11 protein-coding genes are annotated in these 14,921 nt (G+C 70.6%); 10 read left to right on the top strand and 1 reads right to left on the bottom strand.

Annotation, left to right across the window (positions count from 1 at the left end):
- Positions 1-84 precede the first annotated feature (84 nt).
- The gene (locus tag FE633_RS03305) at positions 85-1,023 is read right to left on the bottom strand and encodes an aldo/keto reductase (RefSeq protein ID WP_138043544.1); all 939 of its coding nucleotides are present in this window, start codon (positions 1,021-1,023) and stop codon (positions 85-87) included.
- 371 nt (positions 1,024-1,394) lie between these two features.
- Between FE633_RS03305 and FE633_RS03300 the strand changes: the two genes are divergently transcribed.
- The 10 genes from FE633_RS03300 (at position 1,395) to FE633_RS03260 (ending at position 14,920) form a co-directional block, all read left to right on the top strand.
- A complete protein-coding gene (locus FE633_RS03300; RefSeq protein ID WP_240436713.1) occupies positions 1,395-2,120 on the top strand; it encodes an HAD family hydrolase in 726 nt (241 codons plus the stop codon).
- Positions 2,114-3,409, top strand: a complete 1,296-nt coding sequence (locus FE633_RS03295) for a ferritin-like domain-containing protein (protein ID WP_171059779.1) — start codon at positions 2,114-2,116, stop codon at positions 3,407-3,409. Before FE633_RS03300 ends, FE633_RS03295 begins: the two co-directional genes overlap by 7 nt.
- Positions 3,406-4,308 (top strand): hypothetical protein, encoded by a 903-nt coding sequence (locus FE633_RS03290; RefSeq protein ID WP_138043542.1) that lies wholly within the window; start codon positions 3,406-3,408, stop codon positions 4,306-4,308. The genes FE633_RS03295 and FE633_RS03290 overlap by 4 nt, the downstream gene beginning before the upstream one ends.
- Positions 4,309-4,434: 126 nt before the next feature.
- Complete coding sequence (locus tag FE633_RS03285) at positions 4,435-5,844, top strand: APC family permease (protein ID WP_138043541.1); 1,410 nt, start codon at positions 4,435-4,437, stop codon at positions 5,842-5,844.
- A gap of 96 nt (positions 5,845-5,940) precedes the next feature.
- The gene (locus FE633_RS03280; RefSeq protein ID WP_138043540.1) at positions 5,941-8,664 is read left to right on the top strand and encodes a helix-turn-helix transcriptional regulator; all 2,724 of its coding nucleotides are present in this window, start codon (positions 5,941-5,943) and stop codon (positions 8,662-8,664) included.
- 197 nt (positions 8,665-8,861) lie between these two features.
- A complete protein-coding gene (locus FE633_RS03275) occupies positions 8,862-11,717 on the top strand; it encodes a type I polyketide synthase (RefSeq protein ID WP_171059777.1) in 2,856 nt (951 codons plus the stop codon).
- A gap of 46 nt (positions 11,718-11,763) precedes the next feature.
- A complete protein-coding gene (locus tag FE633_RS03270; protein ID WP_138043538.1) occupies positions 11,764-12,855 on the top strand; it encodes a prephenate dehydrogenase in 1,092 nt (363 codons plus the stop codon).
- Positions 12,856-13,107: 252 nt separating this feature from the next.
- Complete coding sequence (locus FE633_RS47000) at positions 13,108-13,260, top strand: hypothetical protein (protein WP_171059776.1); 153 nt, start codon at positions 13,108-13,110, stop codon at positions 13,258-13,260.
- A gap of 12 nt (positions 13,261-13,272) precedes the next feature.
- The gene (locus FE633_RS03265; RefSeq protein ID WP_138043537.1) at positions 13,273-14,187 is read left to right on the top strand and encodes a sugar phosphate isomerase/epimerase family protein; all 915 of its coding nucleotides are present in this window, start codon (positions 13,273-13,275) and stop codon (positions 14,185-14,187) included.
- A gap of 28 nt (positions 14,188-14,215) precedes the next feature.
- The gene (locus FE633_RS03260; RefSeq protein WP_138043536.1) at positions 14,216-14,920 is read left to right on the top strand and encodes an EboA domain-containing protein; all 705 of its coding nucleotides are present in this window, start codon (positions 14,216-14,218) and stop codon (positions 14,918-14,920) included.
- Position 14,921 lies beyond the last annotated feature (1 nt).

Here is a 14,921-nt window from a genome sequence, read left to right as displayed (position 1 = left end):
CCCGGCGGGGCGGCCGGTCCGGCTGTCGAGAAAGTCACGGACTCGGGGAAGCCACGCGTTCGCCGCAATCACGGGGCAGAAAGGTCACGAACCCGGCGCGCCCCACGCGACGTCGCCGCTCGGCCACGTCCTCTCGGCGACATCGGCGAAGCACCCGAGCACCGCCTGAAGCAGCCCTGGCTCGGCGGCCGTCTCCACCGCCAGCAGGTTGCGGTCGAGGTGGACCGGATCACCGGCGCCGGTGAGCACCGCGTCAAGGTGCGGGCAGGCGAGGGCGTACCGCATGGCGAGGGAGGCGAGATCGGTGCCGTGTGCGGTGCACAGGGCGGCAGCCTCGCGGGCGGCAGCCTTGAGCGCGGGGTGAGCCGGGTGCCATTCGGGCGGGCCTGCCTGAGTGAGCAGGCCCATGGCCACAGGGCTGCCCAGTATCGTGGCCACCCCCCGGGCGCGCCAGTCGGTGGCCGGTTCGGCCAGGCTCTGGTCGTGGAGGCCGTAGCGGCAGTACGTCTGTACGACATCGACCCCGGCCTGCTCGACGGCCGTACCCAGTGGTTCGAGCAACAGCCCGGACACGCCGACGGCGCGGGTCTTGCCCTCGTCGCGGAGCGTGGCGAGCAGGGGCAGTACCTCGCCGAGTATCTGCTCCGGCCGCCCGTACTCGATGTCGTGGGCGAAGAGCACGTCCACATGGTCGGTGCCGAGTCGGCGCAGACTGTCCTCCAGGCCGGCGCGGATCCGGCCGGGGGAGAAGTCGAAGGTCTCGGGTACGTAGCTACCCACCTTGGTGGCGAGCACCACCTCGTCGCGGCGGCCGCGCAGCGCCCGGCCCACCATCTCCTCGGCCAGGCCATCGCCGTACGAGGGCGCGGTGTCGACGAGTGTGATGCCGGCGTCCAGGCCGCGTCGCAGGACGCGTACGCAGTCGTCCGGGGAGCGGCGGGCGAAGATGCCCATGAACGTCGTCGTCCCGAGGCCGAGCCGGGAGACCTTCAGCCCGGTACTCCCCAACGTGCTGTATCTCATGACGGCACCCTCCGTTAGGTCCCGGGCCGGTCCGCGCCCGGGTGGCGCCGGACCAACGGCTCCTGCCTGGGGAAGCGTCGCACCGAGACGCGGGGTGCCACACCACGTGATCGAGTAGTGCGCTCGGCGCGGCACCGCATCCAGTAGGTGGCCTGTGGAGGGATTGCTTCCGCTTGGCCCTGAACAGGACCCGCACCCGGCCGACTTACCAGCAGGTAATGATCGATTGGGTGGTGTGGGCGGGCAGGCCTGGCCGCAAGACTGGCCACCGGGCCCGATCACGGTGGCAGGCGCCCCCGTCCGCTGTGTCGGCCGAGCGCTGAGTCCGGTCCTGCCCGGCACCGGAGAGAGATAAATCTGAGGCTGTCATAGTGATAACAGAGGCACAGGACGATCGCGAGCGGACCGCGCTACCGGTCGCCGCGGTGATCTTCGACTTCGACGGCATCATCGTCGATTCCATCCAACCCGACCTGCTGGCGTGCAGCGCCCTGTACCGCGAGTACGGCCACGGTGAACTGCCGGTCGAGTGGTGGGCCAGGGAGGTGTGCGGCCAACCCGCCAGCTATGAGCGGCTGTTCGACCGCCTGCTCGCGGCCCGCGAGGGCGCCCGCCACCCCGACCGCACCCGGCTGCGCCAACGCCTCGACGAGTTGTGGAACGTGTACTTCACGGACGAACACGTACGGCTCATGCCCGTCGTGCGGGAGACCCTGGCCTCGCTGCACGCGGCCGGACTGCCGCTGGCCATAGCCTCTGCCTCGCCCCTGCGATGGGTGGAGCGCTGGCTGCGGCACTACGAGCTGACCCAGTGGTTCACCACCGTCGTCACCAGCGACGACGTCACCGATCGGAAACCGGACCCGGCCGTATACCTTGAGGCGCTGCGCCGCTTGGGCGTCCCCGCCCAGGCGAGCGTGGCGTTCGAGGACTCGCTCAGCGGCATCGCGGCGGCACGGGCCGCCGGGATGACGGTGGTGGCCGTCCCCACGTCGGCCACCCGCTTCCTTGACCACTCCACCGCGCATGCGGTGCTCGACGATCTCTCGGCCGTCTCACCGAAGTGGCTGGCGAAAGTGAGGCGTACGGCGTGCTGACCGACGATCGGGCGTGGGCCGCGCGGGCCCAGCTCACTGAGGCGCTCTGCGAAGTGGCGGAGCTGGAGCACTCACTGTGCCTCCAGTACCTTTACGCGGCCTTCTCCCTCAAGACACGGCCCGACGAGGGCGGCCTCGACGAGGTCCAGGCCGAGTTGGTCCGCGAGTGGAAGGGCCAGCTGCTGCTGCTGGCCCGCGAGGAGATGCTCCACCTGGGTCTGGTGCTCAACCTGCTGGCCTCCGTCGGTGGCGCCGCGTACCTGCGTCGCCCCAACTTCCCGCAGCCCGAGCGGTATTACCCGCTGGGCACGGTCGCCGCGCTGGAGCCGTTCTCCGCGACATCGCTGGAACGCTTCCTCTCCTACGAGTTACCGTCCGCGCTGCTGCGCGCCCAGCCGTCCGACGACGAAACGGGAGAAGACCTGCGGCTGACGGTGGGCCAGCTCTACGACCGGATCCGGCACATCATCACGACGGTAGAGGAGAAGGACCTGTTCATCGGCTCCGAGCTCCGCCAGGTCGACACGGCGGCCGTGATCGACCCCGAGGGCGTCTTCGACGACGACGTGACGGTGGGATACGGCGTCGAGCCCTTCGTGATCAACAACCGGGCCTCGGCGCTGCGTGCCGTCGATCTGATCGTGGAACAGGGCGAGGGGGCCACCGAGGACGAGGAAGACTCCCACTACAACCGGCTGCTGCGCATCAAGGCCCAGCTCACCGCCGAGGTGGAGGAGGCCACCCGTAGCGGCCGGCCCTTCGAGCCCGCCCGTCCCATGCTCGACAACCCGGTCGTACGGCTCGCCGCCGACGCCGAGGGCTCGATCGTCATCCGCGAGCCGCTGGCCCGGGAGGCGGCCGAACTCTTCGACGCCGGTTACAGCCTGCTCGTCCTGATGCTGCTGCGCTTCTACAGCCGAGTGGACGAGTCACCGGCCGAGCAGAAGCGGATCCAGCGGATCGCGTTCTTCCCCCTGATGACGATGTTCACCCGCCCCCTCGGCGAGATCCTCAGCGAACTCCCGGCGCTCACCGGGAACCCGTCAGTCACGGCCGGCCCGCCGTTCGAGTTCCAGCGAGGCCTGGCCCTGATCCCCGAACGCGACGTGGCGCACCGGGTGTTCGCCGAGCGCCTGGCCGACCTGGCAGGCCGCGCCCGCCGCTTCGCCGACCACATGAACGCGGCGCCCGTGCCACCCCGTCTGCGGCACCGCGCGGAACTCATGGCCAAGGACGTGGAACGGATGTGCCGCTCCTTCGTCGAGGACGAGATCGGGATTCGCCCATGAGTGATGAGCGGGCAATGCGCATCGAGTTCGGCGGCTGGTTCATGTGCCGACTGGCCACGGACCCGGACCCCACGGACGAGCCCAGGGGCGCGAGCGGCAGCACCTTCGCGCTGGCCGGAGAGCCTGACCTGGACCGCGTGATCGTGCTGCACGATCCCCCGCCCGGCACCGTACGCAGCCACGCCCCCGAAGTCGGTGTACGGGTGACTCGTGCCACCGTCGCCGGGACGGACCTGCCCGACGGTCTGGTGGGGGGCCGGGTGGAGCTACTGGACCGCCCCCGGTTCGAGAACCGCAACTTCGTACTGAACGTGGCCGGCCAGGAGCCGATCGTGCCGTTCCGCCTGAGGGTCGGCGGCGCCGACGGGAAGCCCCGGCTGGAGCGGACCATGGTCATGGCCCCCGAGGCCCCGGATGCCGACGTGCACAGCGTGCCGCAGTCGGTGCTCCAGGCATACGGGGGCCGCTCCTTCCGCACGGACGCGGCGCTCGTCGCCTCGGCCACCGGCATCCATGGCCCGTACGTCAACCGCGTCGAACGGCGGGCCGAGCTCGCCGCCGAACTCGCCGACCCCAGCCTCTCCCGGGTGCAGAAGGCGGCCCTGGGCAAGCGGATCCGCGAACTCGACATCGCGCTGAAGAACCCCGCCGACGAGCGCGTCGTCAACATGACGGCCGTCGAAGAGTTCGACTTCCCGCTGCTGGGCACACCCATCCTCCACGGCGAACTGCCCGGCGGCGCCGGACTGGACCTCAACGCCCCCTGGCGCGTGACGTTCTGGATGGGCGGCTGGGACCCGGACGTCCTGTGCGGATTCATGCGCGGCGACCTGACCGTACCGCTGAGGGAGCGCCCCTGCCTGCGGACGGGATCCGCCGTACGGATATCGGATGCATGAACGGCGAGGCTCGCCGCACCCCTGAAGACCGTTGCCGCCCCGTCCCACGACCGAGGTGAGACCGACGTCCTCGTTCACCGACGCCCACTCCACCACCGCTGACCGAAAGGACCGGGTAGCACAGCCATGGTCGAATCCCTGACCCCGCAGGCCGTCGCGCCTCCCGACCAACGGCTCAGGCAAGGAGCCCTCGGGACCTCCGGGATCACCCTCATGGTCCTGTCCGCCGCCGCGCCGCTCACCGTGATGGCCGGCATCGCGCCGCTCAGCATCCTGCTCGGCGGCATCGGCGCCCCCGCGGGCTATCTGATCGCCTGCCTGGTCATGGCCCTGTTCGCCGTGGGGTTCATCGCGATGACCAAGTACGTCGACCGTCCTGGCGCCTTCTACGCGTACGTGGAGCGAGGGCTGGGCCGACGGGCAGGCTCGGGCGCGGGGCTGCTGGCCCTGCTTGCGTACAACGGCATCCAAATCAGCGGCTACGCCATCCTGGGCAGCTCCGCCGACCTGGTCCTGCGCACCTTCTTCGGGGTGGGCGTGCACTGGGCGGTCCCCGCGCTGTTGGGCGTCCTCCTGGTGTGGTTCCTGGGGCACCGGGGCGTCGAGGTCGGGGCGCGGGTGCTCGGGGTGCTGCTGGCCGCCGAGGCGGTCGTACTGGCCCTGGTGGCCGGGGCCGTCGTCGTCCAGGGCGGGGCGAACGGGCTTTCCCTGGAGTCGTTCCACCCTGCGCACACCTTCACCGGCGGTATGGCAGCCGCCCTGACGGTGTGTTTCGGCTCCTTCCTCGGCTTCGAGTCCACCGCCGTATACCGCTCGGAGGCGCGTGACCCCGACCGGTCCGTGCCCCGGGCGACCGTGGTGACACTGGCCTTCCTCGGCATCTTCTACACCTTCGTGGTGTGGAGCGTCATCCAGGCGTTCGGGCCGGAGCGGGTAGTCGCCGTCTCGGTCGAGAACACCAAGGACATGTTCTACATCGCCGCCGAACGCTACGCGGGCGCCTGGATCGCCGACGTCATGAAGGTACTCATCCTCACCAGCGTGATCGCCTCGGCGCTGGCCTTCCACAACACCGTGAACCGCTACGCCCACTCCCTGGCCGTGCGGGGCATGCTGCCCGCCACGCTGTCGCGGGTGCATCCCCTGCACCGGTCACCGTCCACCGCCGGGACGTGGCAGAGCCTGGTGTCAATCGTGGTGATCAGCGGTTTCGCGGCGGCCGGCAGCGACCCGTACCGGACGATGCTGATCTGGCTGAACACCCCAGGGATCATCGGTGTGGTGCTCCTCCAGGCAATCACGGCCCTGGCGGTCATGGTGTTCTTCTGGCGCAACCCGGAGTTGCCGCGCAGATCGCCCATCCTCGGCGTGGCGCTTGTGTCGCTGGTCCTGATGGCGGGCGTCACGGGAGTCCTGGTCCGCTACACGGACATCCTCACGGGCGCGGGCATGACGACCAATGCCGTACTCGTCGGTCTGGTTCCGGTCGTCCTGCTACTCGGGTTCACCCGGCCCGCGCCCCGCTCCGGTAAGTGACCGATTCTCGATGGCGTCCAACTGCGGGCGGCCAGGAAAACGCCATCCTGATGGATCACGGCGGCGCATCTTTCGGCGCGACATGTGAGGTGTCAGATGACTTGCCTATACGGACGGAATAAAGAACTGGGTCTTCTGGACACGCTGCTGACGAGAGGCAATGAGGCCGGAACAGGACTCATGATCATCACCGGTGCTCGCGGCATGGGGAAAACACGGATCCTGGAATCGTCATGCCGGCACTCCGCCAAGGCCGGATTGGAAGTCGTACGGCTCAACGGCGCAGGACTGTCTGGAATATCACTCCGGTACTTCCTCGACGATCTGTCCGACGCCCCGACACTCGAGCGGTTCGCTCACCGCTGGTCCGACTGGGTCGACTTCTACCACCCGGGCAACAGCCTGGAGGGGCCCGTCGTCATCGCGATCGACGACATCGACTGGGTGAGGTCCGTCATGTCGGGCGCACGGATCTTCCGCATCATCGGGCGGCGGCTGCGCCGCCCCCTCGTGGTCCTGCTCTCCTGCTCCGACGACTGCACGGACCCGCTCCAGTCCGACGACGAGCAGGTGCAGCAGCACGGCGACCAGACCTTGGCCGTGGTTCGCTGCAGGCTGCTGTCGCTGTCGCACGAGGCGGTCGGGCAGATCGCAGCCGAGGTCCTGGGGATGCCCCCGGGGCCCGCGATCATGGACATCTGCGCCTATGCCGATGGCGTACCAGCACAGCTCTTCCGCATCCTGGATGGTCTCGTCGAGGCCGGCGTCATCGAGGGGCAGGACGGTACCGCCCGGCTCGCCCCCCAGAGTGTGCTGCCGGCGAAGATCCGTTCACTTGCCCGCAGCCGGCTCGTGGGCCTGTCCGTCGGTACTCGCCGGATGGTCGATGTCGCCTCGGTCATGGGGGAGTCGTTCAACCTGGAGGAGCTCTCCACCGCCCTCGGCCAGACCCCGCTGAGCCTGCTGCCCGCCATCCGGGAGGCGCAGGAAGCGGGGGTGTTGGTCGACGGCGGCTCCTGCGCCACTTTCAAGGACACGCTCGTCTGGCAGACCGTCAGGGAGAATGTGCCGCTCCCAGTCCGAGGTGCCCTCCTGCGGGACGTTGGTCACCAGCTCCTCGTCTCCGGCGACCAGGACACCGTGGGTGAGGAATATCTGCTGCGCGCGGCCCAGAGCGGGGACCGCCGGGCCGCCACGAGCCTGCCCGAGGCAGTGGCGCGCCGGGCGACGACCGATCCCGGCGGCGCCGCGGACCTCGCCGCCGAGGCGCTGCGGCTGTCGCTGCTGGACGAGTACGAACAGTTCCGGCTGCTGCAGATCAGGGCCGACGGGCTGGCTTTCCGCGGCCTCATGACAGAGGCCGTCAGCTGTCTGAGCGACGCCCTGAAACGGCCGCTGAAGCCGGACTCGGTCGGCGCGCTGCGGACCAAGCTCGCCTTCCTGCACATACTCAGCGGCGATTTCCAGGCCGCCACCGCCGAGGCCCAGCAACTGCTGGACCGACCCGACCGCGCCTCACGTGAGATCGCGCTGCTGGTGGACTACCTCGCCCACCGGTGGGGCTACGCCGATGCGGGGCCGCAGATATCAGGGGTCGCCACACAGGAGAACGGCTTCGGCGGGGCGGCTGACCTTCGGTATCTCAGCAGTTTCCGGTCTTGGTGCGACGGGCGTATCGAGGAAAGCCTCAGCTTGCTCGGCGACCACACCGAGACCGGCCTCTCCTCGGCCGGAGGCAGTCACGCGGGTGCCTTCCTTTGTCACTCGATCCACATCCAGTGCCTGGTGAGCCTGCGCCAGTTCGCTGAAGCGGAGGTGGAGCTGCGGGCGCTCGTCGCTGAGGCCGACGAACGAGGCAGCCATGGGTGGCACGCGGTGACCGAGAGCCTGCGCGCGTTGCTCGCACTCGAACGGGGGGACATCGGGGCCGCGGTGACGGCCGCCACCACGGGGCTCGAGCTCGGTGAGCAGTACGGCACGGGTACGCTCGCCCTCCTTGCCCACGCGGTCCTGGCGATCGCGTCGCTGCGGCGCACGCAGATGCAGGCCGCCGTGAGGCATGCCGGAATCCTCAGCGACCCGCTGCTCGCAGGCCGGTCCAGCGGGGTCACGCAGCCGACGCTGTGGGCCGTGCTTATGGTGACCGAGGCCCACGAGGGCCCCCGGGCCGCCGTGGACCTGGCCGAGCGGCTGCTCGCCGAGGGAATCACGACGTACGCGATGCTTCTCTACGCCCCCTACACCGCGCCCTGGCTGGTGCGCACCGCGCTGGCCGCCGACCGGCCAGAGCTCGCCGCCCGGACCGTGGTCGCGGCGGACTCGCTGGCCGATACCAACGCCGACTGGCACGTCCTCAGTGCGGCGGCCGAGCACGCGCGGGGGCTGCTGGAGGGAGATGCCGATGCCCTCCGGGTCGCGGCCGACCTGCACCAGGACCCGTGGTCACGGGCCTGGGCGGAGGAGGACCTCGGCGGTATGACCGAGGACCGGGACACCGCCATAGGCCATCTGGAGACGGCCGCCGAGACCTATGTGCGGTCCCGCGCGCTTCGGGACGCCGCCCGGGTTCGCCACAGCCTGCGGGAGCGGGGTGTGCGCAGGCGCCATTGGAACAACGTCGATCGGCCGAGTACGGGATGGATGGCGCTGACGGATACCGAGCAGGCCATCGCTCGTCTGGTCGCTGCGGGGATGACCAATCGTCAGACGGCACAGCAGATGTCGCTGTCGCCCCACACTGTCAACTTCCATCTGCGAAACATATATCGAAAGCTCGACATATCGTCACGCGTCAAGCTGGCGGCAATAGTTAACCAATAGTGAACCCAGGGTGGCGACGCCCCCGGGAAAGGGTGAGGGAAATGTCACGAGAGGCTGCGGGAGACACTCATTTTCAGCCTTTGGGGAATCCGTCGTTCCGCTCGACGGAACATCGCCCCTATCGCTCGTCTCAAAACAGCTTGCTCCCGTCGGAGAGCACGTCTTCCCAGCCACCGGAAAACTCCCGGCAGGACGCGTTGGAAAGGCTGGCGGAGCTGTCGCGGGACGACCGTCTGCGTGCCCTGGAGGACCTCGTACTCAACGTGATGGCACAGACCGGGAAACGCATACGGCGTTGGGACATGCACCGCTCGTTCAGGGAACTGGGGGTGAGCGGTGGACGGGCCATGCGGCTGCGCCGGGCGCTCGCCGACCGCACCGGACAGACCGTGACGAGCTCCGTCTTATTGGACCACCCCACCCCGCAGGCGCTCGCCCGGCACTTGGAAGCGAGCCTCCTGCGGGACGGCGGCGCGTCGGTGGGGCCGGCCGGTTCCGAGAGCGGGGGTCCCGCCCCGCGCGACGAGGACGAGACGGTGGCCGTCATCGGCATGGCGTGCCGCTACCCCGGGGGCGTGCAGGGCCCCGACGACCTGTGGCGGCTCGTGGATCAGGGCACGGACGCGATCACCCCGCTGCCCACCGACCGAGGCTGGGACCTCACGGCGCTGACCGACACCGAGCGCGGGAGCCACAACACGACCTATTCCCGAGGCGGTGGATTCCTGACGGAACCCGGTCTGTTCGACGCCGAGTTCTTCGGGATGACTGACGCCGAGGCGTACGCCACCGACCCCCAGCAGCGGCTGTTGCTGGAGACCTCGTGGGAGGTGATCGAGCACGCCCGGATCGACCCCTCATCCCTGCGCGCCACCCCGACCGGCGTGTTCGTCGGCGTGGCGCACCAGTCCTACTCGGCGCCCCTGGACCAGGAGCCCGAGGAACTTCAGGGCCACAGCCTGGTGGGCAGCCTCGGCAGCTCACTGTCCGGACGGATCGCGTACGCGCTGGGCCTGGAAGGTCCCGCCCTCACCATCGACACCGCCTGCTCCTCGGCCCTGGTCTGCGTCCACCTGGCCGCGCAGTCCCTGCGTTCCGGCGAGTCGTCCCTGGCGATCGCGGGCGGGGCGTCCATCAACTCGACGCCCGGCGCATTCGCGGCGATCAGCCGGCAGCGGGGGCTCGCGCCCGACGGCCGCGCCAAGTCGTTCTCGGCCCACGCGGACGGCTTCGCGCTCAGCGAGGGCGTCGGCCTGATCCTGCTCGAACGGCTCTCGGACGCGCGCCGGAACGGGCACCCGGTGCTCGCCGTGATCCGTGGCTCCGCCGTCAACCAGGACGGCACCAGCAACGGCATGACGGCCCCCAACGCTCCCGCCCAGGAACGGCTGATTCGCCGCGCGCTGGCCGACGCCCGTCTACGCCCCGACCAGGTGGACGTCGTCGAGGCACACAGCCCCGGTACCGAGTTCGGCGACCCCGTCGAGGTACGGGCACTCCAGGCCACCTACGCCCGGGACCGCGCCCCCGAGCGCCCACTGCTGCTCGGCACGTTCAAGTCCAACATCGGCCACTCGCTCGCCGCCGCGGGAGCGGCCGGCGTCATGAAGATGGTCATGGCATTGCGGCACGGTCGCATCCCCCGGACCCTCCACGTCGAAGAGCCCACCACCCGTGTCGACTGGTCCTCGGGGACTATCCGGCTGCTCGCCGAGCCCGAGCCATGGCCCGAGACGGGCGAACCGCGCCGGGCCGCCGTGTCCTCCTTCGGGATCACCGGCACCAACGGACATGTGATCGTGGAGTCGGCGCCGCAGGAGAGGGCCGATGAGACGGTGGGGCTCGCCGGAGCCGGCAGCCCTGCCGGGGATGTCCCCGCTGCGGTCGCGATCGCCGACATGTCGTCACCTTCCGTTCCCGTACCAGGTTCCGCGGACGCTTCTAGCGCCCCGGCCGTGCCCTGGCTGCTCTCCGCGCGCACCGCATCCGGGCTGTGCGACCAGGCGGCCCGGCTGCGCGAGCACGTGGCCGCCCGGCCAGGTCTGTCGGACCTGGACATCGGTTGTTCGCTCGCCACCACCCGGGCACGCTTCGAGCATCGCGCGGTCGTTGTGGCCCACGACCGCTCCGCCCTGCTGCGTGGCCTGGACGCTCTCGCGGGCGGTGGCACCTCGCCGGGACTCCACCGCTCCTGCGCCGACGACCCCGACGCGGACGCCTCATGCGTCCTCACCCTCGACGCTGCCGGAGCGAGGCTGGTGGCCGAGGAAGCCCCTCGCCTGCACCAGGCGTTCCCGGCGTTCGGCGCCCAGCTCCGCGCGCTGTGCGAGCGGGCCGGGGAGGAGCTGGGCGAGTCGGTCGACGCCGACGCACTCCTGCGAGCCCCGGAATCCGGGGCGGCTCCGGCCGACGAACTGCGAGCCTTCCTCTCGGGACTGGCGCTGCTGCACCTCTTGGAGAGCTGGGACGTCCGGCCCGGCAGCGTGACGGCTCACCCGGACGCCCTTGCCCTGGCCGCCCACGTGACGGGCGCGCTGCCGTTCGCCGACGCCCTGAGGATTGCCACGGTCCGGGCCCATCGGGCGGAGGGCGGACCGGACGAGGACCACCAGGAGGCAGCGGAGCACCTTACGAAGCTCGTGGCCGAACTGTCCCCAGAGACGCCGTGGATCCCGCTGTCCCTCACCGCCGGGCAGCCACTCACCCCGGACGACCTCTGCAACCCCGCCCTCTGGCTGCGGAGCCAGGCCTCGGAGGGCACCCCAGCCCCGGGCACCACCCTGGAGCTGCGCGGCAGCGGCACCGACGTGACGACACGGCTCCCCCTGCTCCCGGACGCAGTCGGCACCGACGCCCCGAATGTCGAGGACCGTGCGATGCGCCGGGTCGGCGGCCTGCTCACGGCCCTGGCCCAGTACGAGGCCCACATCGGTGGCGTGGACTGGGGAGCCGTACTCGCTGAACGCGGAGCTCGTACGGTCGACCTGCCGACGTATCCCTTCCAACGACGCCTCTTCTGGGCGCCGTTCAGGGCTGCTCAGGAACAATCCTGAGCCGCTGATCCCGATCGGCAAGTCCGCTCAAGAAGGCAGGATCCCGATGATTCGTACGACGGCCATAGTGGGTACGGGGCTGATCGGCACCTCCGTCGGACTGGCACTCACCAGCCGAGGTGTCGATGTGCACCTCATCGACACCGACGAGCGTTCCGCTCGCGTCGCCGCCGCGCTGGGGGCGGGCACGGTCGGTGCTCCGTCCCAGCAGGTGGACATCGCGGTGCTCGCGGTGCCGCCCCAGCTGATCGGCGAGGTTCTGGCCGAGCAGCGGGCACGCGGTCTGGCCCGTGCCTACACGGACGTGGCCAGTGTCAAAGACCCCGCGAGCCTGGGGTTGCCCAGCGGCCACAGGCCGGCCGACTACGTGGGCGGTCATCCCATGGCCGGCGGCGAGCGGGCCGGGCCGCTCGCCGCCCGGCGGGAGCTCTTCGAGGACCGCACCTGGGTGCTCACCCCGAGCCCCGACAACAGCCAGTCGGTCCTCAACGGCGTCCTGGAACTCGTCGCCCTGTGCAAGGCCGTTCCGGTGGTCATGGACAGCGCCGAACACGACCGCGCCATCGCCCTGGTGTCCCACACCCCCCACCTGGTGTCCTCCTTGATGGCGGCGTGCATCCAGGAGGCGCCGAGAGAGGCCGTGCGGCTCGGCGGCCTGGGACTGCGGGATATCACCCGGATCGCGGGAGGCGATCCACAGTTGTGGACAGAGATCCTCCGCGCCAACGCGTCGGCCGTGGCAGAGGTGCTCGGCGGCCTGGCCAAGCAACTGGACTCCGTACTCAGCGCGTTGCACGATCTCGCCCTCGACGACCCGCAGGGGCGGCAACGGGCTCTCTCCGGCCTCGAGGACCTGCTGTACCGAGGACAGACGGGCGCCAGTGCTGTCCGCGGCAGGGTCGCGAACCGCGGAACCCGCGCCGAGACCGTCAGCGTTGCCGTCGCCGACCGCCCCGGCGATCTGCGTCGGCTCCTCTCGGTGGTGGAGGAGTTCGATCGCCACACAACCAGCGTCAGCGTCGTACAGTCCACCGAGCCCTCCGGCCTCCAGCTCCAGATATCGGCCCCACCGTTGGCCGCCGGGTTGCTTGAGGCGCGGCTGGAGAAGGAGGGGTGGAACATCCTTGTACCCGCCTGAGCCCAACACCGCCGCAGGAATCCCGTCAGCAGGTTCACTCCCCGGGGCTCGGGACACCGCACCGGTGCGCGGGGGCGTGCCGGTCGAGTTCGTAGGCGACCCGGATGAGGGGCACGAGGGTGAACACCTATGGGAAGTTGCCGAGTTGGCGGCGGGGACATATTCCTCGGCGACCAGGCCGACGTCGTTGAGCAGCGGGAGCGGCCGCTTGCCCCTCAACGACTACGCCAACGCCATCGTGGGCGTTGTCGAATGCTGGGAGCGCTTTCGCCGGCGGGACTGGTCTGGGCGTACGACCTGAAGCTGAAGTCCACCCTGGCCGGCGCGGCCGCGATGGCCGGCAATCACACCGCGGGACGCCGGCCCGGCGCATATCCCCGACCTGAGACCCCCGCCTCCGTGTGAGGAACTGCCCGTATGAACGCACCCCCCGCCCACCTGAAGTTCGGCTACGGCACCAACGGCTTCACCCACCACCGCCTCGCCGACGTCCTCACCGTCCTCGCCGACCTCGGCTACGACGGCGTGGCCCTCACCCTGGACCACGGCCACCTCGACCCCTACGCCGACGACCTGCCCCGGCGCGTGGCCGTGCTCGCGCGGCAGCTCGCCCGGCACCGGCTGGACGTCACCGTCGAGACCGGCGCCCCCTACTTCCTCGACCCCTGGGGCAAGCACCGGCCCACCCTGATGTCGGGCGGCGCCGAGCAGCGGATCGACCTGCTGCGGCGCGCCATCCGCATCGCGGCCGACCTCGGGTCGCCCACCGTCCACCTGTGCAGCGGCCCCGCACCCGACGGGCTGCCCGAGCAGGACGCGTGGAAGCGGCTCGCCGACGGCGTCCGCACGGTCCTGGAGACCGCCGAACTGTGCGGGGTGGCCCTCGCGTTCGAGCCCGAGCCGTACATGTTCGTCGACACCGTGGAACGCTGCCTGGAGCTCGCCCGGCGGGTCGACGGCCACGAACTGTTCGGAATCACCCTGGACATCGGGCACGCCCACTGCGTCGACGAGCATCCGGTGCTGGACTGCGTGGCTCTGGCCGCCCCGCTGCTGCGCAACGTCCAGATCGAGGACATGCGGCGGGGCGTCCACCAGCACCTCGAATTCGGCGCAGGTGAGATCGACTTCCCGCCCGTCCTGGCCGCGCTCCGCGATCTCGGACACCGCGGACTGGTCTCCGTCGAGATCCAGGGCGGCTCCCTCGACGCGCCCGACGTGGCCCGCCGCTCCCTCGAGTTCCTGCGCGCCGCGGCGGACCGACCACGCCCGCCGGCCGTGTCCCGGCCGAGCCGTCGTCGCCCCGGCCCCGGCGGCCACCCCCTCCAGTGACCCGACCCTCCCCAGGAGGTCGACCCCCATGGCTGTCACGACCCCGAACCCCTCAGCGCCGGCGGACCCCCGCCCGGCGCTTGCCGCCGCTCTCACCCCGCAGGGCCGCGCCTGGCTCAACGAGGCCACCGCCCGGATCGCCGCCCGGCCCACCGCGATACGCGCCCTGTTCCCCGCCGCCCGAAGACGCTGCGGGCACACCCCCCTCACCGGTCACCGGACCGTCGACGAGGCCGCCCGCGCCGTCCTGCTCACCGCCCTTCCCCTGCGCGGGCCGGCCCTCGCCGACGAACTGACCCACCTCCACTGCCACGGCGACCCAGCGGAACAGCGCGCCGTGCTGTGCGCCCTGCCCCTGCTCGACCCTGGCGGCCCCGACGGCGCCGGAGACCTCGGCGACCTCGCCCTGCCCCTCCTCCGCCAGGCCCTGCGCGGCAACGACAACACCCTGATCGAGGCCGCCCTCGGCCCGTACGCCGCCGCGCACCTCCCGGACGCCGTGTACCGGCAGGCCGTCCTCAAGTGCGTCTTCTGCGAGATCCCGCTCGACCGAGTCGCCGGACTCGGCGACCGGGCCGATGTCGAACTCGCCCGGATGCTCGCCGACTTCGCACGTGAGCGCATCGTGGCCGGGCGCGCCGTGCCCGAGGACATCCTGCCGATCGTCCGTTCCCTCGCCTCGGCCAACGCCGCCGCCCTGTATGGAACCGATGGACTCGATGGAGTTGCCTGAC

Origin of the sequence: Streptomyces montanus (genome assembly GCF_005786655.1) — a bacterium.
Taxonomy (GTDB): domain Bacteria; phylum Actinomycetota; class Actinomycetes; order Streptomycetales; family Streptomycetaceae; genus Streptomyces; species Streptomyces sporangiiformans.
The sequence above is the reverse complement of the archived record's forward strand: the minus strand, read 5'-3'. Positions and strand labels throughout refer to the sequence as shown.